The sequence below is a fragment of the Brenneria uluponensis genome (genome assembly GCF_032395385.1).
Taxonomy (GTDB): domain Bacteria; phylum Pseudomonadota; class Gammaproteobacteria; order Enterobacterales; family Enterobacteriaceae; genus Prodigiosinella; species Prodigiosinella aquatilis.
The window spans coordinates 4,639,902-4,662,401 of sequence record NZ_CP135917.1 but is presented as its reverse complement, the minus strand read 5'-3'; the positions used below and the strand labels follow the sequence as shown (position 1 = coordinate 4,662,401).

The 22,500-nt window shown below is 50.1% G+C and carries 20 protein-coding genes; 8 read left to right on the top strand and 12 right to left on the bottom strand.

Going from position 1 to position 22,500, the window contains the following annotated elements:
- Positions 1–100: 100 nt before the first annotated feature.
- From fis to acuI, 11 genes are all read right to left on the bottom strand, one after another.
- Positions 101–397, bottom strand: coding sequence for a DNA-binding transcriptional regulator Fis (gene fis / locus RS889_RS21735; RefSeq protein ID WP_012883002.1), 297 nt, complete (start codon positions 395–397; stop codon positions 101–103).
- Positions 398–420: 23 nt separating this feature from the next.
- Positions 421–1,386: a tRNA dihydrouridine synthase DusB gene (gene dusB, locus RS889_RS21730; RefSeq protein WP_315711157.1), complete on the bottom strand. Its 966-nt coding sequence runs from the start codon at positions 1,384–1,386 to the stop codon at positions 421–423.
- A gap of 321 nt (positions 1,387–1,707) precedes the next feature.
- Entirely contained in the window at positions 1,708–2,595 is an 888-nt protein-coding gene (gene prmA / locus RS889_RS21725; protein WP_021014083.1) for a 50S ribosomal protein L11 methyltransferase, read from the bottom strand.
- A gap of 16 nt (positions 2,596–2,611) precedes the next feature.
- Positions 2,612–4,063 (bottom strand): sodium/pantothenate symporter, encoded by a 1,452-nt coding sequence (gene panF / locus RS889_RS21720; RefSeq protein WP_315711155.1) that lies wholly within the window; start codon positions 4,061–4,063, stop codon positions 2,612–2,614.
- The gene (locus tag RS889_RS21715) at positions 4,053–4,295 is read right to left on the bottom strand and encodes a YhdT family protein (RefSeq protein ID WP_037380501.1); all 243 of its coding nucleotides are present in this window, start codon (positions 4,293–4,295) and stop codon (positions 4,053–4,055) included. Before RS889_RS21715 ends, panF begins: the two co-directional genes overlap by 11 nt.
- A gap of 295 nt (positions 4,296–4,590) precedes the next feature.
- Entirely contained in the window at positions 4,591–5,934 is a 1,344-nt protein-coding gene (gene accC / locus RS889_RS21710) for an acetyl-CoA carboxylase biotin carboxylase subunit (RefSeq protein WP_021014086.1), read from the bottom strand.
- Between the two features lie 11 nt (positions 5,935–5,945).
- Positions 5,946–6,404: an acetyl-CoA carboxylase biotin carboxyl carrier protein gene (gene accB, locus RS889_RS21705; RefSeq protein ID WP_021014087.1), complete on the bottom strand. Its 459-nt coding sequence runs from the start codon at positions 6,402–6,404 to the stop codon at positions 5,946–5,948.
- A gap of 21 nt (positions 6,405–6,425) precedes the next feature.
- Entirely contained in the window at positions 6,426–6,878 is a 453-nt protein-coding gene (gene aroQ, locus RS889_RS21700) for a type II 3-dehydroquinate dehydratase (protein WP_021014088.1), read from the bottom strand.
- 240 nt (positions 6,879–7,118) lie between these two features.
- A complete protein-coding gene (msrQ, locus tag RS889_RS21695) occupies positions 7,119–7,718 on the bottom strand; it encodes a protein-methionine-sulfoxide reductase heme-binding subunit MsrQ (RefSeq protein ID WP_315708682.1) in 600 nt (199 codons plus the stop codon).
- Positions 7,719–8,720 carry a protein-methionine-sulfoxide reductase catalytic subunit MsrP gene (msrP, locus tag RS889_RS21690; protein WP_315708681.1) on the bottom strand — a complete coding sequence of 334 codons (1,002 nt, stop codon included), beginning with the start codon at positions 8,718–8,720 and terminating at the stop codon, positions 7,719–7,721.
- Positions 8,721–8,939: 219 nt separating this feature from the next.
- On the bottom strand, positions 8,940–9,923 hold the full coding sequence (gene acuI, locus RS889_RS21685; protein WP_315708680.1) for an acrylyl-CoA reductase (NADPH): 984 nt from the start codon (positions 9,921–9,923) through the stop codon (positions 8,940–8,942).
- Between the two features lie 158 nt (positions 9,924–10,081).
- On the opposite strand from acuI, the gene csrD reads away from it, so the two are divergent.
- Positions 10,082–12,031: an RNase E specificity factor CsrD gene (gene csrD / locus RS889_RS21680; protein WP_315708679.1), complete on the top strand. Its 1,950-nt coding sequence runs from the start codon at positions 10,082–10,084 to the stop codon at positions 12,029–12,031.
- Between the two features lie 120 nt (positions 12,032–12,151).
- Here the strand turns inward: csrD and RS889_RS21675 are convergent, their stop codons facing one another.
- Positions 12,152–12,313 (bottom strand): hypothetical protein, encoded by a 162-nt coding sequence (locus RS889_RS21675; RefSeq protein WP_157831353.1) that lies wholly within the window; start codon positions 12,311–12,313, stop codon positions 12,152–12,154.
- Positions 12,314–12,347: 34 nt separating this feature from the next.
- On the opposite strand from RS889_RS21675, the gene mreB reads away from it, so the two are divergent.
- From mreB to tldD, 7 genes are all read left to right on the top strand, one after another.
- Complete coding sequence (gene mreB / locus RS889_RS21670) at positions 12,348–13,391, top strand: rod shape-determining protein MreB (RefSeq protein ID WP_021014093.1); 1,044 nt, start codon at positions 12,348–12,350, stop codon at positions 13,389–13,391.
- 96 nt (positions 13,392–13,487) lie between these two features.
- On the top strand, positions 13,488–14,474 hold the full coding sequence (gene mreC / locus RS889_RS21665) for a rod shape-determining protein MreC (protein WP_021014094.1): 987 nt from the start codon (positions 13,488–13,490) through the stop codon (positions 14,472–14,474).
- A complete protein-coding gene (mreD, locus tag RS889_RS21660; RefSeq protein ID WP_315708678.1) occupies positions 14,471–14,959 on the top strand; it encodes a rod shape-determining protein MreD in 489 nt (162 codons plus the stop codon). Before mreC ends, mreD begins: the two co-directional genes overlap by 4 nt.
- A gap of 9 nt (positions 14,960–14,968) precedes the next feature.
- Positions 14,969–15,562 carry a Maf family protein gene (locus tag RS889_RS21655; RefSeq protein ID WP_315708677.1) on the top strand — a complete coding sequence of 198 codons (594 nt, stop codon included), beginning with the start codon at positions 14,969–14,971 and terminating at the stop codon, positions 15,560–15,562.
- The gene (gene rng, locus RS889_RS21650) at positions 15,552–17,021 is read left to right on the top strand and encodes a ribonuclease G (RefSeq protein ID WP_021014097.1); all 1,470 of its coding nucleotides are present in this window, start codon (positions 15,552–15,554) and stop codon (positions 17,019–17,021) included. Before RS889_RS21655 ends, rng begins: the two co-directional genes overlap by 11 nt.
- Positions 17,022–17,153: 132 nt before the next feature.
- Entirely contained in the window at positions 17,154–20,990 is a 3,837-nt protein-coding gene (gene yhdP, locus RS889_RS21645) for an AsmA2 domain-containing protein YhdP (RefSeq protein WP_315708676.1), read from the top strand.
- A 46-nt stretch (positions 20,991–21,036) separates the two neighbouring features.
- Positions 21,037–22,482 (top strand): metalloprotease TldD, encoded by a 1,446-nt coding sequence (tldD, locus tag RS889_RS21640; protein ID WP_315708675.1) that lies wholly within the window; start codon positions 21,037–21,039, stop codon positions 22,480–22,482.
- Positions 22,483–22,500 lie beyond the last annotated feature (18 nt).

Genomic DNA, 22,500 nt, shown 5'->3' with positions numbered 1-22,500 from the left:
CTGGCTTAATCCACAACATTTGGATGTGAATAATGCTTATTAAAAAGCGCTTCCCATTTCTGGTAAAGCGCTTTTAATAAATTGGTTCAACTGATTAGTATCAGTTCATGCCGTATTTTTTCAATTTCTTACGCAATGTTCCACGGTTGATGCCCATCATCAGGGCCGCGCGGGTCTGGTTGCCGCGGGTGTATTGCATCACCATGTCCAACAGTGGCTGTTCAACTTCAGCCAGTACCAGCTCATACAGGTCATTGACATCCTGACCGTTTAATTGAGCAAAATAGTTCTTCAGTGCCTGTTTAACCGAGTCGCGCAGGGGTTTTTGGGTTACCTGAGCCTGAGAGTTTACGGTGGAAACAGTCAGTACGTCAGAATTCACGCGTTGTTCGAACATAGTTCTGTCAGCTCTTTTTCTGTTTACGCAAGATTTTCAAAATATGCCTCCAACGCCTCCAGCTGCTTGCTGGCATCCTCAATGGCGTTGAATGTGCGCCTAAACTGGTCGTTTGGGGCATGCTCCTGGATATACCAGGATACGTGTTTACGTGCTATACGGAATCCCTTGCCTGGACCATAAAAGTCGTGCAATTCCCGTATATGCTCGATCAACAAGTGCTTGACCTCTGCCAATGGCATGGGTGGCAGCAGCTCCCCTGTGTCCAGATAATGCTGGATTTCCCGAAAGATCCAAGGTCTTCCCTGAGCAGCCCGTCCTATCATCAGGGCGTCAGCCCCGGTGTAATCAAGAACCGCTCTGGCTTTATGCGGGTCAGTAATGTCGCCATTCGCAATAATGGGAATGGAAACGGCCTGCTTAACTGTCCGAATACTGTCGTATTCCGCCTCGCCATTAAATAGACATACTCGTGTGCGTCCATGAATGGTGAGGGCCTGGATACCACAATCTTCAGCCAATTTGGCAATCTCTACACAATTGCGGTGCTCTGGCGCCCAGCCGGTACGGATTTTTAGTGTTACCGGTACGTCTACCGCTTTCACTACCGCATTCAGGATCTGTTTAACCAGATCCGGATACTGCAATAATGCAGATCCTGCCATCTTGCGGTTTACCTTCTTGGCCGGACATCCCATATTGATGTCAATAATCTGTGCACCATTTTCTGCATTGATTCTGGCTGCTGATGCCATTTCCTGCGGATCGCAGCCAGCAATCTGCACAGCCCGTATACCGGGTTCATCACTATGTACCATGCGTAAACGTGACTTGTCCGAACGCCAGACTTCCGGATTGGAAGAGAGCATTTCGGAGACTGTCATTCCAGCGCCCATCGCATGACAAAGTGCTCTGAATGGGCGATCGCTAATACCGGCCATTGGGGCGGCTATCAACCGATTGGGAAGCTGAAATTGTCCAATGTGCATAGACAAAAGAGTGACCATACTGTGCCTGCAAGGGCGCGTATATTACGCATTTTTTACGCGATATGAAAGGCCAAACTTTGAGCAATTAAGCGGAATAGATCAATGAAACGAATCTTTTTGTTCCGCTATTTTTTATTTCCCTTTCCATTACAATTAGTTATACATACATCGTTGTTTTATTGAACAACTAAAGTAAATAAAACATCTGCCATGAATCCTCGCCTAGGCCTGATAGAGACTCGATCATGAGGCGATTTGGCCGCTAATCATTCATCGGCAAGGCTATCACGAATAACTATCAATTCAGTCAGGTTGCCCGATTTATGCGGTTTTTTTAACCCCGGTAATTCGGCACCATTCTTCTTTTTCTGTCACTGGGTCGAGTTGAAATTTATCCTGATAGGCCGCTGCGACATTAACGGCCTGTGTGGCCAATATGCCCGAAAGACCGAGGTATCCACCGGTCTTTGGCAACTCACTAATCAGCGGGGCCAGTTCGCGCAACGGGCCTGCCAGAATGTTGGCAACGACTACGTCAGCAGATAAATCTGTGGGTTGATTTTGTGGTAAGTACAACTCCAGACGTTCGGAGACGCCATTACGTTGTGCATTATCCCTGCTGGCCTGAATGGCCTGCGGATCGATATCAATGCCGATGGCACGCGCGGCGCCCAGTTTTAGCGCAGCGATAGCCAGAATGCCGGAACCACAGCCGAAATCGATAACGGTCTTGCCCTGCAAATCTAACCCATCGAGCCATTGCAGACATAGTGACGTGGTGGGATGCGTACCCGTACCAAATGCCAACCCGGGATCGAGCATCACGTTAACGGCGGTAGGATCGGGAATTTCCCGCCAGCTGGGGCAAATCCACAGCCGTTTGCCGAATTGCATCGGGTGGAAATTGTCCATCCACTCGCGTTCCCAATCCTTGTCTTCCAGTTGCTCGATTTTATGTTGAAATCCCGTACCCAACAACGGTTCCTGTTCCAGGATAGAGATAACTTCACTCATATCGGTTTCGGCATCATACAAACCGGTAACGTCAGTATCGCCCCACAGGCGGGTTTCGCCCGGTAGTGGTTCGAACACGGGGGTATCGTGTGTATCCTGGAATGTAACGGAGACGGCACCGCTTTCTACCAATGCATCGCCAAGTTGCTCCGCATGTGCACCGGAGGTATTAATTTTCAGTTGAATCCACGGCATAGCAGCCTCTATAACCTTAAAGTGATGATGAAGCAATAACCGGCGCTGTATGGTCATGCCCAAACCGGTTACCAATAAGAAATGCCACCAGGCTTAGCAGTAGCGCAGGCACGATAGGGTGGAATCCGGCCAACTGAATGCCAAGGCTGGCAAGCAAGGTGTAGCAGCTTGCACCGCATATCATGGAGCTCAGTGCGCCAGCTGAGTTGGCGCGCTCCCAGTATAAACCCAGTACCAGCGGCCACAGGAATACGGCTTCCAGCCCACCGAAAGCCAGCAGGTTCAGCCAGATAATCATCTCTGGTGGATGCCAGGCCGCCAGTAGCAGCAGCAGGCCAAGAATTGCCGTCACCAGACTGGATATCCGCTTGAGTAACCGTTCGTTGCTGAGTTGATGCGGGTACAGGCCCAGATAAAGATCTTTGATGATTGTCGCGGAGGATTGCAAAAGCTGTGCGTTGATGGTGGACATGATTGCCGCCATTGGTGCGGCCAGAAAAATCCCGGCTGCAAACGGGGGTAATACGGTAATCATCAGTGTTGGGATGACTTGATCCGGAATTTTCAGGTCCGGCAGAATTGCCCGGCCCAACACGCCTGCCAGATGCATGCCCAGCATCAGTATGGCGACAATAATCGTGCCTAGCACAATACCACGGTGTACCGCTTTACTATCCTTATAGGAAATACAACGCACGGCAGTATGAGGAAGGCCAATAATACCAAAGCAGACCAGTACCCAGAAGGACGTCATGAATGTCGGCGTCAGAATATGATTCACCCCTTGAGGTGTAACCAGTTCTGGATCGATATGCCGGAGTGTTTCAACTGCCTGGCCCAGTCCTCCGGCGGCTTTAATCACCGCAGCGAGCAGCAGGAAAGTACCCACAAGCATTACCAGCCCTTGCATCGCATCATTTAGTACACTGGCGCGAAATCCGCCAAAGGCAGTGTAGAGGGCAATCGTGATGCCGAAAATCAACAACCCGGTGTCGTAAGGGATCCCGGCAGCCGTTTCCAGCAAACGTGCTCCACCGATAAACTGTACCGTCATGGCACCGATGAACGCCACCAGCAGACTTAAGCTGGCTATCCACACCAGCCATCGGCTCTGATAGCGGGCATACAACATGTCGTTGAGAGTAACCGCATTATAGCGCCGGGCCAGAATAGCGAATTTCTTTCCCAGAATGCCTAATGACAGCCATACCGCAGGCAATTGGATCATCGCCAGCAGCACCCAACCCAGCCCGTATTTATAGGCAGCGCCGGGACCTCCTATAAAAGAACTGGCACTGACATAAGTGGCCGTCAGTGTCATGGCCAGCACGAAACCGCCCATGGAACGGTTGCCGAGAAAATATTCGGTCAGGAAACTGCCTTGCTGGCGACGGCGGTAGGCATAAACCGACAAACCAAAAACCAACAGTAAATACGTGATCAGCGGCAGGATGACTTCACTCTGCATCATGATCCTCCAATGCTATATCACGAAAGACAAAGTGAACCATTAACCAGCACAATACGATAAAAAGTAGAGGTAACCACAGACAAGCCAGCTCAAACCAGTGGGGTAATCCGGTGATCCCAGGGGCGTTATCAGGCAGGTAGGCAGTTAAAATCCAGGCGAGCAAATACGCCAGCGTTAGGCCCAGCGCCCAGCGGGCTTCCCGGTGTGCCTGAAGAAAACGTTTATCCATTTTTTCCCCAAAGCCAGTAGGCAGTATAGATGTCACAAAACAGAGGATTTTACGGTATGTGGGCCAATTGCCTAGCAAGAAATAGCACTAAAAATAAAAAGGCTGATTTCAGTGAGTGTTCATTTCATTGTTTTTTGATGATCGACAAAATGTTATCGATATTAAAATGGGCTCTCGCAGATACGAGAACCCATTTTGAATTAAGGTATTAATTGTCTAGGGATCCTGGCTTTCGCCGGCATGGACGATTATTACCCCGATGTTAAAGGCCGTTTTGATTACTCGAGACAGAAAATCATTGCAGGCCGAGTTTTTTCTCCAGATAGTGGATGTTGGTACCACCATGCTGGAAGTTTTCGTCACTCATGATTTTCATCTGTAGGTCGATGTTGGTTTTAATGCCATCGATGATCAGTTCAGCCAGCGCGTTACGCATACGAGCCAGCGCCACATCGCGATTCTCACCGTAGGTGATCAGTTTGCCAATCATGGAATCGTAATACGGCGGTACGGTATAACCGGCATAAATGTGCGATTCCCAACGTACCCCAAAGCCACCCGGAGCATGGAAACGAGTGATTTGCCCAGGACTTGGCAGGAACGTTATCGGGTCTTCGGCGTTGATACGGCATTCTATCGCATGACCGCGCACGGTTACTTCTTCTTGCTTGATAGAGAGGGGCTGACCTGCGGCGATACGTAACTGCTCTTTGATCAGGTCTACGCCGGTAATCATTTCAGTTACCGGATGTTCTACCTGAATACGGGTGTTCATTTCGATAAAGTAGAACTCACCATTTTCATACAGGAACTCAAATGTACCTGCACCACGGTAGTTGATATCGACACAGGCTTTGGAACAGCGTTCGCCAATGTAACGGCGCAAGTCATTGGTGATGCCTGGCGCCGGTGCTTCTTCCACCACTTTCTGGTGACGGCGCTGCATGGAGCAATCGCGTTCTGCCAGATAGATGGCGCTACCCTGACCATCAGCCAATACCTGAATTTCCACGTGTCGTGGGTTTTCCAGATATTTCTCCATATAAACTATATCGTTGTTGAACGCCGCTTTCGCTTCGGCACGAGTCATGGATATGGACTGAGCCAGGTCTTTATCGCTGCGAACCACGCGCATCCCACGGCCGCCACCGCCGCCAGAGGCTTTGATGATGACTGGATAGCCAATGCGTTTTGCCACCGCACGGTTTTTGTCCATATCGTCACCCAGCGGGCCGTCAGAACCGGGTACACAAGGTACGCCTGCTTTCTTCATGGCACTGATCGCTGAAACCTTATCCCCCATCAGACGGATGGTATCAGCACGTGGGCCGATGAAAATAAAACCAGAACGTTCAACTTGTTCGGCAAAATTGGCATTTTCCGACAAAAATCCGTAACCGGGGTGGATTGCCACCGCGCCGGTAATCTCGGCAGCAGAAATGATCGCCGGGATATTCAGGTAACTTTTATTGGACGGGGCGGGGCCGATACATACGCTTTCGTCCGCCAGTAATACATGTTTCAAGTCGCGATCCGCGGTGGAGTGAACGGCAACAGTTTTGATGCCCAACTCTTTACAGGCGCGTAAGATACGCAACGCGATCTCTCCGCGGTTAGCGATAACGATTTTATCTAGCATGGTAAGCCTCGTTATTCGATGACAACCAGTGGCTCGTCAAATTCAACCGGTTGGCCGTTATCGATCAGGATGGCTTTCACCACACCTGCTTTATCAGCTTCGATGGGATTCATCATTTTCATGGCTTCAACGATGCACAGTGTGTCACCGACATTCACTTGCTGGCCAATTTCTACAAACGGTTTGGCATCCGGGCTTGGTGTACGGTAGAAGGTGCCTACCATCGGTGAGCGTACGATGTGTCCGGCAATCGTAGCGGGAGCCGCGGCGGCCGCTTCGAGCGCAGGTGCTGCAATGGCGGCTGGCTGCTGTTGCAACATGGGAGCATATGCCTGTTGCATTACCGGGAAGCTGGATGTTGCTGGGATACGGCTGATGCGCACTGACTCTTCACCTTCGGAAATTTCCAGCTCGGAGATGCCAGATTCTTCAACCAGTTCGATCAGTTTTTTGATTTTACGAATATCCATGAATGTGGTTCCGTACTCTTGTTAATTGGAAGTTGACAAGCGTTTTACCGCTGTCTGTAAAGCATAGCTATAACCATCTGCCCCAAGACCACATATCACGCCTACAGCAATATCAGAAAGGTAGGAGTGATGGCGGAAAGATTCACATGCATGCACGTTGGTCAGATGAATTTCAATAAACGGGATAGCTACCGCTAACAATGCATCCCGCAGCGCTACACTGGTGTGAGTAAAGGCTGCCGGGTTGATCAGAATGAAATCCGTTTTCCCTCTGGCCTGATGAATACGGTCAATCAACTCATGTTCTGCATTGGATTGCAGATGAGAAAGCTGAGCGTCCAGTGCCAGTGCTTCCTTTCCTAGTTGGTTAACGATTTCCGCTAACGTTGTATGCCCGTACTTATCTGGCTCGCGGGTGCCCAGCAGGTTCAGGTTTGGACCGTTCAAAAGCAAAATGTGAAACTTGTCTGCCATTGTGCTGCTATCTCCCGCGATTAGCTTAGTGTCGCACAAAATAACGCGAAGCTATCCGTTTGTCACCTTTTGGTGAAGTAAAAGGTTAGGTTTAACGAAGTAAAGGTGGACATTATAGCCATATCGTAGCAATTGGCAGCTAAATACTGGTCTTATCTGCGGAGATATCAGACCTGTTACCACACAACGGCTTAGCAGGAAGCGGGGATATCAGTTTGGAAATCGGTGCATTATGCATGATTAACGCCCCCATTTCTGGAGCTTTTTATAGCGAAAAAGCAATAAAATGACCGCAATGAAGGCATAAATTATTGGCTGCGGTGACAGAGATTTTACTGACCAAAGATAGTGAATTGGCGCCAGGATGGCGACCAAATAAATGAAATTGTGTAATTTTTGCCAGCGCGAACCCAGTTTTCTCTGTGATGATTGAGTGGAGGTCAACGTTAGTGCAAACAGCACCAGCCAACTTACCATGCCCAGGGTAAGATAAGGTCGAGAAATAATCTCATTTCCCAGTAAATTCAGGTGAGTTATTCCCAATTCGAATAAAGTGTAACTGAGTAAATGGAATGTTGCCCAGGCAAAACACCATAATCCTAGTAAGCGACGGCAGCGTATCAGTAACGGTTGTTTGGCGTAACGGGCCAGTGGTGTCACCACCAGCGTAGCCAGCAATAGTTTCAGCGCCATCCTGCCCGTAAAATGCTGGATATCTTTTGCCGGATCAGCGCTGAACGCGCCTTGATTGACAGCGATAATCAACCATATAAGCGGCAAGAACGCCGCCAGATGAAGTACAACTTTTAATAAGCGAATCTGCTTTGCGGTTAAGCGCATTTAAAAGTTTCTCCGAAGATCTAGTCCCTGATATAAAGATGCCACCTGGTCAGCGTAGCCGTTAAATAACAGTGTAGGCTGCCGCTGTACATCCAGTAGTCCTCCTGATCCAATAACCCGGTCGGTTGCCTGTGACCAGCGTGGATGGTCGACATTCGGGTTCACATTGGCGTAAAAACCATATTCGTTCGGTGCAGCCATATTCCAGGTATTGGGTGGCTGTTCCTTCGTTAACCGGATGTGCACAATGGATTTAATGTTTTTAAAGCCGTATTTCCATGGGGTAACCAATCGTATTGGTGCTCCGTTTTGTGGCGGGAGTGTTTTGCCATAAACACCGACGGACAGTAGCGTCAGTGGATGCATAGCTTCATCCAGCCGTAGCCCTTCTACATACGGATAATCCAGTCCACCACCGACGAAACGATCTTTCTGTCCGGGCATTTGATCGGGATCATATAGTGTCTGGAAGGCGACATAGCGGGCGCTGCTGGTCGGTTCTGCAAGCTTGATCAACTTTGACAGTTCAAAACCGACCCAGGGGATGACCATCGACCAGGCTTCAACGCAGCGGAAGCGGTAAATCCGCTCTTCCAAAGCAAAACGCCGAAGGATGTCGTCAACATCCAGTGTTACCGGTTTTGCGACTTCACCATCAATCTGTACTTTCCAGCCTTCGGTTTTTAATCCGCCAGCCTTGGCGGCCGGGTCTGCTTTATCCATGCCAAATTCATAAAAATTATTATAGCCGGTGACCTTATCTTCTGGCGTAAGTGTCAATTGAGGATGCCATTTCGCTGGTTGGCTGAATGACAATGGCTTCCTGGGCGGTGCTGGTGGTTGATCTTTACCTTTAAACCAGGACAACAGATCGGCTTTGGCACTGAGTGGAAGACTCAGTGTCGCGGCAGTAATACCAAGGGCTTTCAGTACGGTACGACGCTGAAGAAAAAGTGACTCTGGGGTAACGTCGGCTTCTGTTAATTTGCGATGTTTATGCATGGCGAACTCCCGATTTTTTCATTTAATGCAGGGTAATTCAGCTTATTATCCCTTCGAGTATGCGGGAAAAAGTGCGGCAGGGAAAATCATCTTTTTTACTGGATATTGCGCTGGGTTTGGCGTTGTTATTACCTATTGTGAATAACATATCAGGCCGGAATAACCAGCCTGATATTAGCAAAGATCTAGCTAAAAGCAGTCAACGGTCATCATGAGTGATCACGGTTTCCCTATCCGGACCACCGTTCGGCCTGTAACCCGGTTCTCCAACAAGGCGGATGCGGTTTCTGATACCTGTTCTAAAGTGATTTCCTGCGTAACCTGTTCATAAAATGAGGCTGGTAACAGCGTGGCCAATCGTTGCCAGGCTTGCTGACGACGAGGTAGAGGAGCCATGACAGAATCCACGCCTTGTAGACGGACGTTACGCAAAATAAAAGGCATCACCGTGGTGGGCAAGGCTATACCGCCAGCCAAACCGCAGGCGGCAATGGTAGCGTTATAATCCATTTGTGCCAGAAGGGTGGCCAGAACTTTATTCCCAACCGTATCAATCGCCCCCGCCCAGCGCTGTTTTTCCAGCGGGCGGGTATCACCAGTAAATTCGTTGCGATCCAGCACCTGTTTCGCGCCTAATCGGTGCAGATAGTCGGTATTACCGGCGCGGCCGCTGATCGCTGTAACCCGGTAACCCAGAGCGGCCAGTAACGCCACCGCCGTACTGCCTACACCACCGCTGGCGCCGGTTACCACGATCTCTCCACATTCTGGTGTAATACCGCCATCTTCCAATGCCATGACGCACAGCATTGCCGTCAAGCCAGCAGTACCGATAATCATTGCCTGACGGGATGTTAATCCTTCTGGCAGCGTGACCAACCACTCTCCTTTCACCCGGGCTTGTTCTGCCAGACCGCCCCAATGGTTTTCACCCACCCCCCAGCCCGTCAAAATGACGGACTGGCCTACTATAATATCCGGCGTTTCGCTCTGGCGCACTGTCCCGGCGAAATCGATGCCGGGTACCATTGGAAATTGGCGAATGATTTTCCCTTTGCCGGTAATGGCCAGCGCGTCCTTATAGTTAATCCCAGACCATTCCACATCTACCGTTACGTTACCGTCAGGAAGTTGTTCCTGGCTGATATCCTGAATATTGGACAGGAGAAGCCCATTTTGTTGTTCGAGAACCAAGGCCTGCATGAAAATCCTCCTTCAGAGAGACAAAAATTAGAGCGAAATAATTTAATGACTATATTTGTAACAGGTAATATGAGAACTGATAAGCCGCAAAGAATACAGATAGAGTACACAATTAAGCATTATTGAAATATTCGAAAAGCGGGGGTTAAAACGCAGGGATGGGATTTACTGCAAAAATTTCCATGCTGATAACATTGCTAACAACATTGGCTATTTTCTTAATGTTGTCGAGTGGTGTTTTTAGTTTTATCAATTACAGCCACCAGCGAATGGAGTACCAATTACGTACTCTCGCGGCCAGTATCGACCAGGCTTTACTCGTGCAATCTCCTGATAACATACAGCTTTGGCTCCCGGCGGTAATGAAAACTGCTGGGGTTGTTGAGCTGGAAATACGTGACGGGCATAAGCGTATTTATTTTCAGCGATTGCCGGAAACACAGGTTAATGATAGTGGCGGGCCGGCATTTATTTATCGCTATGTTCAACTGCCGTTGTTGCATCATATTGATATGTCGGTGAGCGTCACGTATATCGATCCGCTGATTGGCATACCTCGTTATTTGATGTCGATGCTTTCTGTTCTATTGGCTATCGCCATCATGGCGACGGCGGTATTTTTCTCTATTCGCTGGCTTCGCAGGCAAACGGCAGGTCAGGAACAGTTGGAAACACGGGCCAAACTTATCCTGTATGGTGAGCGTGAAACCGTCATGCATGGTTCTGTGCATGAATGGCCAGTAAATGCTAGCGGGGCGTTGGATCAACTCCTGGCGGATTTGGTGGAAGCGCGGGAGGAGCGTGGACGGGTGGATACATTAATTCGCGCTTTCGCGGCGCAGGATGCGGAAACCGGGCTCAATAATCGGCTCTTTTTTGACAGTCAGCTCACTACTCAACTGGAAGATGCAGAAGATGTGGGCACACATGGCGTGGTGATGATGATTCGTCTGCCAGATTTCGAAACTCTGGAGGAGACGCATGGTTACGGTGGTGTCATTGAAGAATACCGCTATACATTGATTAACCTGCTTTCAACATTTGTACTGCGTTATCCTTCGGCCTTGCTAGCGCGCTATTATCACAGCGATTTTGCCGTACTGTTACCACATCGGACGTTAAAAGAAGCGGATACGATTGCTGCTCAACTGGTGAAAGCGATTGATATCCTGCCGGTGACGCCGTTGATTGAGAGAGAAGACATTCTGCATATCGGCATCTGCGCCTATCATAGCGGCCAGAGTGCCGAACAGGTCATGGAGAGTGCAGAAGATGCTACCCGTAATGCGGTATTACAAGGAGGGAATGGCTGGTGTGTGTATGACCGCCAGGTTCCGGATAAAGGCCGTGGGAGCGTCAAGTGGCGCACGCTACTGGAGCACACACTGTCGCGTGGCGGGCCGCGATTATATCAAAAACCGGCTATCACGCGGGAAGGCGAAGTGCATCATCGAGAATTAATCAGCCGTATTTATGATGGTTCGCAAGAGCTGTTGGCGGCGGAATATATGCCGTTAGTACGACAACTGGGCTTAACCGCCAGTTATGATCGTCAACTGATAACCCGCAGCATTGCACTGACCGTAAGCTGGCCGGAGGCTGTGCTGGCACTTCCCATCACGGTGGACTCACTTTTACAGCGTCCATTTTTACATTGGCTGCGGGAAACGTTGCTACAATGTCCGAAAAAGCAACGCCAACGTATTTTCTTTGAACTTGCAGAGGCAGATGTGTGTCAATATATCGGCCGTTTACGTCCGATACTCAGTCTGATTTCCGGATTGGGGTGTCGGTTGGCGGTAACGCAGGCCGGTTTGACGCTGGTTAGCACGACATACATTAAATCGCTACAGATTGAAATTATCAAATTGCACCCGGGATTGGTGCGCAGTCTGGAAAAAAGACTGGAGAACCAGCTGTTTGTTCAGAGCTTGACCGAGGCTTGTAAAGGTACTCACGTCAAAGTTTTTGCCGTTGGCGTTCGAACCAAATCGGAGTGGCAAACGTTGCTGGATAAAGGTGTTTGTGGTGGGCAGGGAGATTTTTTTGCTTCATCTGAGCCGGTCGGTAACGCGCTGAAAAAATATTCATCTCGTGCTTATGTTTAATGTAAAAGTCCTGTGCGAATTGGCGTAGAATAACTTCTGCCTTAATGTGAGTGGTATCTGCTTTATGTGAGTAGTGAATCACTAAAATGTTAGGTTTTATGTCTGTTGTTAGCGCAGTTTTTAGGGGAAGTGCGTAATAATGCCTTCCGCCATTTGAAGAAATGCCATACTGTGGGTTTCCCGGATCATGGCAGTTTGTGCAATATACACTTTTTCACCGTAGCAGAGCGTGTTCGAGCCTTGTCGCTGCTGCGTGTGGTTGGTAAAGTAGGCGGATTTCATTTCCGCCCCCAGCTTGCAGGATTATCCCTTAGTTATGTTTAAGAAATTTCGTGGCATGTTTTCTAACGACTTGTCCATCGACTTGGGTACCGCCAATACCCTTATTTATGTAAAAGGACAGGGCATTGTACTGAATGAGCCTTCTGTAGTGGCTATTCGTCAGGATCGTGCCGGCTCTCCAAAAAGTGTGGCCGCCGTTGGGCATGAGGCTAAACAGATGTTAGGCCGTACTCCAGGCAATATCGCTGCTATCCGGCCGATGAAAGACGGCGTCATTGCCGACTTTTTTGTGACCGAAAAGATGCTTCAACACTTTATTAAACAGGTGCATAGCAATAGCTTTATGCGCCCGAGTCCCCGCGTTCTTGTGTGTGTGCCAGTGGGTGCGACACAGGTGGAGCGTCGTGCTATCCGCGAGTCCGCTCAAGGCGCTGGCGCCCGTGAGGTTTTTCTGATTGAAGAGCCGATGGCGGCCGCTATTGGTGCGGGTTTACCGGTTTCTGAAGCCACCGGTTCTATGGTGGTGGATATCGGTGGTGGTACAACAGAAGTCGCCGTTATTTCGCTCAACGGTGTGGTCTACTCCTCGTCAGTCCGTATTGGTGGTGACCGTTTCGATGAAGCTATCATTAATTATGTCCGTCGTAATTATGGTTCATTGATTGGTGAAGCCACTGCCGAACGTATCAAACATGAAATCGGTTCTGCCTATCCAGGTGATGAAGTCCTTGAAATTGAAGTTCGTGGTCGTAACCTGGCCGAGGGTGTACCTCGAGGGTTCACTCTGAATTCCAATGAGATTCTGGAAGCCTTGCAGGAGCCGTTGACAGGGATCGTGAGTGCCGTGATGGTGGCGTTGGAGCAATGCCCGCCGGAACTGGCATCTGACATTTCAGAGCGCGGTATGGTGCTGACCGGTGGTGGTGCGCTGCTGCGTAATCTGGATCGGTTACTGATGGAAGAAACCGGCATTCCGGTGGTAGTGGCTGAAGATCCTCTGACCTGCGTGGCGCGTGGTGGTGGTAAAGCGTTGGAGATGATCGACATGCATGGCGGCGATTTGTTTAGCGAAGAATAATCCGGCCAGAAAAAAGAGGGGGGGACCGTATGGATGAAGTCTTTTTTTCATCCCACGTGGTAGCCCCCTTTTTATTGTCGAGGAATATGCAATTTTATGAAGCCGATTTTTAGCCGGGGCCCTTCCCTGCAACTGCGACTTTTTCTTGCTGTCGTTACTGCCATTGCGATCATTATTGCTGACAGTCAGTTGGGGATGTTTGTAAAAATCAGAACGTACATGGATACGGCCGTTAGTCCTTTCTATTTTCTGGCGAATGGGCCACGCGAAGTGCTGGATAACGTGTCTGCAACCTTAACTACCCGGAAACAGTACCAACTGGAAAACACGGCGTTACGTCAGGAATTATTGCTGAAAAACAGCGATCTGCTTTTATTGGGTCAACTCAAGCAGGAGAACGCCCGTCTGCGTGAACTGCTGGGGTCACCGTTGCGTCAGGATGAGCAGAAAATGGTGACGCAGGTTATTTCTTCCGGTACAGACCCATACAGCGATCAGGTGGTTATCGATAAAGGCGCGGTTAATGGGGTTTATGAGGGTCAACCGGTAATCAGTGATAAAGGTGTAGTGGGACAGGTCGTTGCGGTTGGTCAGTTAACCAGTCGTGTGCTGTTAATCTGTGATGCTTCCCATGCTTTGCCGATTCAGGTGTTGCGTAATGACATCCGTGTGATTGCGGCGGGTAATGGCTGCACCGATGATTTACAACTGGAACATCTGCCCAATAATACTGATATTCGTGTTGGTGATGTGCTGGTAACGTCTGGGTTGGGGGGGCGTTTCCCTGAAGGTTACCCAGTTGCGGTGGTCTCTTCGGTCAAGGTGGATACGCAGCGTGCTTATACCATTATTCAGGCGCACCCTACTGCAGAATTACAGCGTTTACGCTATCTGTTGTTGTTGTGGGGCGGCAGGAATAGTACCAAGACCGTGATGACTCCACAGGAAGTGCACCGTATCGCGAACGAGCGTCTAATGCAGATGATGCCACATGTTTTGTCCCCACCCAGTGAAATGGGGCCACCTGCGCCACCCACTAACAATACCCCAGCGAAAGGGAATTCATCAGGAGAACATCCATGAATCTCTATCGCCGGCATGGATACTGGATTATCTGGGCCTCGTTTCTAGTAGCGATGGTGTTGCAGATTATGCCTTGGCCGAATGAAATCTATATTTATCGCCCTTCCTGGTTGATGTTGATCCTTATTTACTGGGTCATGGCGTTGCCGCACCGGGTAAATGTGGGGACGGGATTTGTTTTAGGGATAATTATGGATCTGATTTTAGGGTCCACGCTGGGTGTTCGGGCGTTGGGGATGAGCATTATCGCTTATCTGGTGGCGTTTAAATTCCAACTGTTTCGCAATATGGCTCTGTGGCAGCAGGCGTTAATCGTCATGCTGTTGTCATTTGTGCTAGATCTGCTGGTGTTCTGGGCCGAATTTCTGGTGATCAATGTCTCTTTTCGTCCAGAAATTTTCTGGAATAGTGTGGTGGACGGCGTGCTCTGGCCGTGGTTGTTCTTGCTGATGCGGAAAATCCGCCGTCACTTTGCGGTGCAGTGAGGCAACTTAATGGTCGAACTGTATTTGGCTTCATCGTCACCCCGCCGCCGAGAACTGCTTGGGATGTTGGATATCCCATTTGCAACACTCTCCATTGATGTTGTTGAGCAGCGGCAGCCCAACGAAACAGCAGAAAGTTATGTTAACCGCCTGGCGCAGGAAAAAGCCATTGCAGGCGTTGCTGTAGCACCGCTGGATTTGCCGGTGCTGGGTGCCGATACCATTGTGGTGCTGGATGGTCAGATACTGGAAAAACCGCGTGATGAAGCGCAGGCGTCAGACATGCTGGCGGCACTCTCTGGTCGGCACCATCAGGTGATGACAGCGCTGGCGCTGGCCGATCGGCAAGCAATCGTAAGCCAGTGCGTTATCGTCGATGTTGTGTTCCGTGAGCTATCCGATCAGGATATTGCACACTATGTTGCCAGTGGTGAACCTATGGATAAAGCGGGCGCTTATGGCATCCAGGGGAAAGGTGGGTGCTTTGTCAGATCGATCGTCGGAAGCTACCACGCCGTGGTAGGATTGCCATTGGTAGAAACTATTGAATTATTTAATCATTTTTCTGCATTGCGTAAAGTAAGAGGAACCCATGACCGCTGAGTTGTTGGTAAACATTACACCTTCAGAAATGCGAGTGGCTTACATTGACGGCGGCATTCTGCAGGAAATTCATATTGAACGAGAAGCCAAGCGCGATATTGTCGGCAATATTTATAAAGGGCGCGTGAGCCGTGTATTGCCAGGCATGCAGGCTGCTTTTGTGGATATTGGCCTGGATAAAGCGGCGTTTCTCCATGCTTCCGATATTATGCCCCACACTGAGTGTGTCGCCGGGGATGAACAGAAAAATTTCCATGTCCGGGATATCGCTGAGTTGGTACGTCAGGGACAGGATCTGATGGTGCAGGTGGTCAAGGATCCGCTGGGTACCAAAGGAGCCCGCTTAACGACGGATATTACGCTACCTTCACGCTATCTGGTTTTTATGCCGGGAGCCTCCCATGTGGGTGTTTCACAGCGAATTGAAAGTGAAACAGAGCGTGAGCGTCTGAAAAAAACAGTAGCAGAATATTGTGATGAGCAGGGCGGGTTTATTATTCGCACCGCAGCGGAAGGCGTTGGTGAAGAGGAATTGATGCAGGATGCCGCGTTCCTTAAGCGTTTGTGGAGCAAGGTGATGGAGCGTAAAAAACGCAACCAGACCAAGTACAGACTCTATGGTGAACTGGCTCTGGCACAGCGTATTCTGCGCGATTTTGCCGGCGCGGCGCTGGATCGTATTCGCGTCGATTCCAGGTTGACCTATGATTCTCTACTGGTGTTCACCGCAGAGTATATTCCGGAAATGACCAGCAAGCTGGAGCATTACGTCGGTAAACAACCTATCTTTGACCTCTACGATGTGGAGAACGAAATTCAGCGAGCGCTGGATCGGAAAGTAGAGTTGAAATCAGGTGGTTATCTGATCATTGACCAAACGGAAGCAATGACCACTATTGATATCAATACCGGCGCGTTTGTGGGCCATCGCAATCTGGATGAAACCATTTTCAATACCAATATAGAAGCAACCCAGGCCATTGCCCGCCAGCTACGGTTACGTAACCTTGGTGGGATTATCATTATTGATTTCATTGACATGAATAATGAGGATCACCGCCGGCGCGTGCTAAATTCATTAGAGCTGGCATTGAGTAAAGATCGGGTGAAAACCAGTATTAGTGGTTTCTCTCAACTAGGATTAGTAGAGATGACACGCAAACGTACCCGTGAAAGTATAGAGCATGTATTGTGTAATGAATGTCCCACCTGCCATGGTCGGGGCAGAGTGAAAACGGTGGAAACCGTCTGCTATGAAATCATGCGTGAAATTGTTCGTGTCCATCATGCCTATGACTCTGACCGCTTCCTGGTGTATGCCTCACCCTTGGTTTGTGATGCACTGAAAAGCGAAGAATCTCATGCCTTGGCAGAAGTGGAAATTTTCGTGGGCAAACAGGTCAAAGTGCAGATTGAACCCTTGTATAGTCAGGAACAGTTTGATGTTGTCATGATGTGACACTGACTGAATTATCCTGTGGATGTCAGTCCGTGGGAGGAAATGGCTTCTGTGCGGTCATCATCACGACGGCCGGAGCTTGGACTATATGGTTTTCGTTCGTTGTCCACGACGAAAAACAAGGAGAGATGCGTGAGGCGACTGCCCGGAATATTGTTAGCCACGGGTGCTACTTTAATTGTGTTGTGTGCACTGGTCGTTAGCGGCCTGAGAGTAGTACTGCCACAGTTAGATTATTTCCGACCACAGGTGGTGGCATGGGCGCAGTCCGTCACGGGTATTCCATTGGAAGTGGAGGCGTTGCGGGGCAGTTGGGAGACCTTCGGGCCGACGCTTGAAATTCAGAATTTCAGTGCCAACGGCCCGGATGCTGACTGGCAGTCGGAGCGCATCACATTGGCACTGGATGTCTGGCAATCCTTGTTGCATTTGCGCTGGCAGTTTCGTGATCTCACCTTTTATCACATGCATCTTGATGTGAAAACACCGCTGAATGCTCAGCATCAGGGCAATCTGTTGGAGCCAGGCAGACTAAGCGATCTTTTCCTCCGTCAGTTCGACCACTTCGATTTGCGCGACAGCCATATCACGTTCCTGACGCCTTCCGGTACACATGCTGAACTGAGCATTCCTCAATTGACCTGGCTCAATCGTAACAACCGCCACCGCGCAGAGGGGTTAATCAGCCTCTCGAGCTTTAATGGGCAGCATGGCGTGGTGCAGATGCGTATGGATCTGCGTGACAATCAAGGGTGGTTGGATAACGGTACGGTTTATCTGCAAGCCGACAATATTGATATGAAACCTTGGCTTGGTCGCTGGATACGCAGTAATACTGGTCTGGAAAGCGCGGACTTCAGCCTGGCAGCCTGGTTGAATGTGCGGGAAGGGAGTATTTATTCTGGAGATCTGCTTCTGAATAAAGGGACAGCCAGTTGGCGAGAGGGGGAAAATGCTCATCGCCTGAGTATCGATAATATGACGGTACATGCCAGTCGCCGTGAAAACGGTTGGCAGGTTGAAGTCCCTGCCTTGACGATGTCCACTGATGGGGTACTTTGGTCAAAGGGGCGACTTTCCGCGCTGTGGTTACCGAAGAGCGATGCTATGTTGGGGCCTGATCATCAGTCGGAACTGCGTATCCGGGCCAGTAATCTTGATTTGGAACGGTTTTCTCCTCTATTGCCACTGCTCGCAACCGCCACACCAACGCTGGAACAACGTTGGCTGGCATTACAGCCAAAGGGACGGTTGACCGCATTGGCGTTGGATATTCCGCTGCTGCAACCGGAAAAAACCCGTTTTCAGGTGAAATGGCAGGATGTTAGCTGGCAGAACTGGCAACTGATCCCCGGCGTGAATCATTTCTCTGGTTCAGCTAGCGGTAGCATTGCGCGTGGGCAAGTGGGGCTGTCACTGAAACAAAGTGTACTCCCTTATCCCAATATGTTCCGTGCTCCGCTGGAAATTGGTCAGGCTAGTGGCACCATCAACTGGCGCGATGATGATCAGGGCTGGGAGCTATGGGCCCAAGGGCTGGATGTGCGGGCTAAATCACTATGGGCTAACGGCGATTTTCACTATCGTCAGCCAGCAAAGGGTAAACCTCGTCTGGATATTCTGTCCGGGTTGCGCCTGACCGACGCTGCCGACGCCTGGCGTTATTATCCCGAACCCTTTATGGGGAAACCGCTGGTGGATTATTTGAGCAGTGCTCTGAAAGCTGGGCGGGTGGATAACGGCACGTTGATTTTTGCTGGTAATCCCCAGGATTTCCCATTTGAACATCATGAAGGACAGTTCCAGGTCTGGGTTCCGGTAAAAAACGCCATCTTCGAATTTCAACCGGGCTGGCCTGTGCTTACCGAACAGGATATTACGCTGAACTTTCTCAATAATGGCCTATGGATGTCCGCGCCGCATGCCTGGTTGGGCAAGGTAGAAGGGACGAATATCAGCGCTATTATTCCCGATTACGCTAAAGAGCAATTACTGGTTAATGGCGATCTTCATGGGCCAGGGGAAGACGTGAGGCATTACTTCAACCAGACGCCGATGAAGTCCTCATTGGGTTCGGCACTGGACGCGCTACAGATTGGCGGTATGGTTAATGGTTCTCTACATCTGGATATTCCGTTAGATGTTGGAGATGTTCAGGCTAGTGGTGATGTGGTATTGAATGACAATACGTTATTGATTAAGCCATTAGATACCACGTTGGAGAATTTGACCGGACGGTTCCACTATAACAACGGTGCTCTTGTCAGTAATAATCTGCAGGCCAACTGGCTGGGACAGCCTATATCAGTGAATTTCACTACTGAGGAGCAGGCAAAGGCTTTTCAGATTAACGTGGGTTTGCAAGGTGACTGGCAGGCTTCCCGTTTATCGGGGATGCCCACGCCGTTGGCGTCAGCGTTGGCAGGTAGTGCCAATTGGCAAAGTACGGTAGCCGTTAGCCTGCCTTACAAGGGTGAGGCCAGTTATGATGTTGATTTACAGACGAATCTCAAGGGAGTGAGTAGTCACTTACCGCTACCTCTGAATAAGACAGCTGGAACGGCTCTACCGCTTCATGTCACGGTCAAAGGTGATGTCAACGGGTTTATGTTCAACGGTAGCCTAGGTAAGGCGCAACGCTTTATCAGTCAGTGGCAGTTGCATGACAGTGCGCTGACACTGATGCGGGGAGCCTGGCAGAATAACGCTAACGTCGTTCCGCGGTTACCGAAAGAGTCTTCGCTGATGCTGGATGTACCAGCACTGGATGGTGAGGGTTGGCTGGGATTGTTGCCTGCCATTCGTGCATCGCTCAGTGGCACCAGTAATAGCAGCAATTTCCATTGGCCGGCATTAGTGATTCTGAAAACCCCGGAATTGAACATCCTTGGCCAGAGGTGGCACGATCTGATACTTACCAAAGAAAACCGAATTAGTAGTGAGGAAGTCGGGATAAAAGGGCAGGAAATTGACGGCAAAATAGATATTCCCAATCGTGGCGCGTGGCAGAGCGATATTCGTTATCTTTATTATAATCCTCAATGGAAAAGCGACGACGCTACCAACCCGATAGCGCTGGCGGAGAAAAAATCCCCGTTGAATGATCCAGCCATCAAACTTGAAGACTGGCCAGCCATCCAGGTGAACTGCCGGGAATGTTGGATACTTGGGCAGAACATGGGCCGAATCCAGGGAGCACTACAGCCGGAACGGAATAAACTGTTGCTTAGTGATGGTGTGATTGACACGGGTAAATCCCGGTTGACGATTAATGGTAGCTGGCAGGAAAGCAGTAAAGGCGTGCGGACGGCGGTGAAAGGTCGTTTATCTGGTGCCAGTCTTACAAAAAATACCGCTTGGTTCGGTGTGAAAACGCCTTTGCGCGCTGGCGAATTCAGCGTGGATTATGATCTGTACTGGCGTGGCACACCCTGGGAACCGGATATTCCCAGCTTGAGCGGGATCCTGAAAACGCACATTGGTAAAGGGGAAATTACCAATGTGAGCACCGGTCAGGCGGGGCAGTTATTACGTTTGGTCAGTTTTGACGCGTTGCTGCGTAAGCTACAGTTTGATTTCCGCGATACGTTCAGCGAAGGTTTCTACTTTGATTCCATTAATAGCACTGCATGGATAAAAGAGGGTGTACTGCATACGGACAATCTGCTGGTGGATGGTCTGGCAGCGGATATCGCCATGAAGGGCGATGTCGATCTGGTAAAACACCAAATTGCCATGGAGGCGGTGGTCGCGCCAGAAATTTCTGCAACTGTCGGCGTTGCAACCGCCTTTGCGGTTAATCCGCTAATCGGTGCCGCTGTTTTTGCTGCCAGTAAAGCGTTGGCGCCACTATGGAATAAAATTTCTCTGATTCGTTACCAGATTTCCGGTAGCCTTGATCAGCCGAAGATTCAGGAAGTACTGCGCGAGCCGCAAAAAACAAAGCCTGCTGAAGCAGCGGTCCGCTAACTGCGGTATGTTCATCCGATTACATCGACAATAAGAGTGACATCCTATGAGTCTGACGTTTGTCAGTGAGCAATTACTCACAACCAACAAGCTGAGTTATCACGATTTAAGCACGATTCTGGCATCGTTAAATGAACGTCGTCTGGATTATGCCGATCTCTATTTCCAGTCGAGTTACCATGAATCCTGGGTATTAGAGGACCGTATTATTAAAGAAGGGTCTTACCATATCGATCAAGGGGTCGGTATTCGCGCGGTAAGCGGAGAGAAAACCGGGTTTGCCTATGCCGACCAGATCACGCTTAATGCGTTGCAACAGAGCGCACAGGCGGCTCGCAGTATTGTTCGGGAACAGGGTACCGGCACTGTCCGTACCTTGGGCGATGTGCCGCATCGTGGGCTTTATTCCGACATGAACCCGCTGGACAGTCTGACACGGGAAGAGAAGATTGCCTTGTTGCACCGGGCAGATGCAACGGCTCGTGCGACGGACCCACGCGTACAGGAAGTTAGTGCCAGTTTAACCGGCGTGTATGAGTTAGTGCTGGTGGCGGCGACGGACGGTACGCTGGCGGCGGATGTCCGCCCGCTGGTGCGTTTGTCAGTCAGTGTATTGGTCGAGGAAGATGGCAAGCGTGAACGCGGTGCCAGTGGTGGTGGTGCCCGTACCGGGTATGATTATTTCTGGCAACAGACGGATGGCGAGATCCGGGTGGAAGCCTGGGCGAAAGAGGCGGTGCGCATGGCGCTGGTTAATCTTTCTGCCGTGGCGGCACCCGCTGGGTCAATGCCGGTGGTACTGGGTGCCGGCTGGCCGGGTGTGCTGTTGCATGAAGCCGTCGGTCATGGTCTGGAAGGTGACTTTAACCGCCGGGGTACTTCGGTATTTAGTGGTCAGATGGGGAATCTGGTGGCTTCGGAACTCTGTACGATCGTGGATGATGGCACGATGGATGGGCGTCGTGGTTCATTAGCGATGGATGATGAAGGTGTTCCCGGCCAGTACAATGTACTGATTGAGAACGGTGTACTGAAAGGTTATATGCAGGACAAGCTGAATGCCCGGTTGATGGGCGTAGCGCCAACCGGTAACGGGCGTCGTGAGTCTTATGCTCATCTACCAATGCCGCGGATGACTAATACGTACATGCTGGCGGGCAAATCCACAGCGGAAGATATTATCTCCAGTGTGGAATATGGCCTGTATGCACCGAACTTCGGCGGTGGCCAGGTGGATATCACATCCGGCAAATTTGTGTTCTCTACTTCAGAAGCTTATCTGATAGAAAAAGGCCGTATTACCAAACCGGTAAAAGGTGCGACGCTGATTGGCTCTGGTATTGAGGCCATGCAGCAGGTTTCTATGGTCGGTAACGATTTGGCGCTGGATAACGGTGTCGGCGTGTGTGGTAAAGAGGGGCAGAGCCTGCCAGTCGGAGTTGGACAACCGACGCTGAAACTGGATAGCCTGACCGTCGGCGGCACGGCCTGATTGGCGTTAACCGCCATG

Excerpts from the sequence above, each read along its gene's own strand:
- mreB (WP_021014093.1), top strand. The coding sequence starts at position 12,348 with ATGTTTAAGAAATTTCGTGGCATGTTTTCTAACGACTTGTCCATCGAC.
- accB (WP_021014087.1), bottom strand. The coding sequence starts at position 6,404 with ATGGATATTCGTAAAATCAAAAAACTGATCGAACTGGTTGAAGAATCT.
- rng (WP_021014097.1), top strand. The coding sequence starts at position 15,552 with ATGACCGCTGAGTTGTTGGTAAACATTACACCTTCAGAAATGCGAGTG.
- csrD (WP_315708679.1), top strand. The coding sequence starts at position 10,082 with ATGGGATTTACTGCAAAAATTTCCATGCTGATAACATTGCTAACAACA.
- RS889_RS21655 (WP_315708677.1), top strand. The coding sequence starts at position 14,969 with ATGGTCGAACTGTATTTGGCTTCATCGTCACCCCGCCGCCGAGAACTG.
- acuI (WP_315708680.1), bottom strand. The coding sequence starts at position 9,923 with ATGCAGGCCTTGGTTCTCGAACAACAAAATGGGCTTCTCCTGTCCAAT.
- dusB (WP_315711157.1), bottom strand. The coding sequence starts at position 1,386 with ATGCACATTGGACAATTTCAGCTTCCCAATCGGTTGATAGCCGCCCCA.
- msrQ (WP_315708682.1), bottom strand. The coding sequence starts at position 7,718 with ATGCGCTTAACCGCAAAGCAGATTCGCTTATTAAAAGTTGTACTTCAT.
- fis (WP_012883002.1), bottom strand. The coding sequence starts at position 397 with ATGTTCGAACAACGCGTGAATTCTGACGTACTGACTGTTTCCACCGTA.
- tldD (WP_315708675.1), top strand. The coding sequence starts at position 21,037 with ATGAGTCTGACGTTTGTCAGTGAGCAATTACTCACAACCAACAAGCTG.
- prmA (WP_021014083.1), bottom strand. The coding sequence starts at position 2,595 with ATGCCGTGGATTCAACTGAAAATTAATACCTCCGGTGCACATGCGGAG.
- mreC (WP_021014094.1), top strand. The coding sequence starts at position 13,488 with ATGAAGCCGATTTTTAGCCGGGGCCCTTCCCTGCAACTGCGACTTTTT.
- RS889_RS21675 (WP_157831353.1), bottom strand. The coding sequence starts at position 12,313 with ATGAAATCCGCCTACTTTACCAACCACACGCAGCAGCGACAAGGCTCG.
- RS889_RS21715 (WP_037380501.1), bottom strand. The coding sequence starts at position 4,295 with ATGGATAAACGTTTTCTTCAGGCACACCGGGAAGCCCGCTGGGCGCTG.
- accC (WP_021014086.1), bottom strand. The coding sequence starts at position 5,934 with ATGCTAGATAAAATCGTTATCGCTAACCGCGGAGAGATCGCGTTGCGT.
- mreD (WP_315708678.1), top strand. The coding sequence starts at position 14,471 with ATGAATCTCTATCGCCGGCATGGATACTGGATTATCTGGGCCTCGTTT.
- panF (WP_315711155.1), bottom strand. The coding sequence starts at position 4,063 with ATGCAGAGTGAAGTCATCCTGCCGCTGATCACGTATTTACTGTTGGTT.
- msrP (WP_315708681.1), bottom strand. The coding sequence starts at position 8,720 with ATGCATAAACATCGCAAATTAACAGAAGCCGACGTTACCCCAGAGTCA.
- aroQ (WP_021014088.1), bottom strand. The coding sequence starts at position 6,878 with ATGGCAGACAAGTTTCACATTTTGCTTTTGAACGGTCCAAACCTGAAC.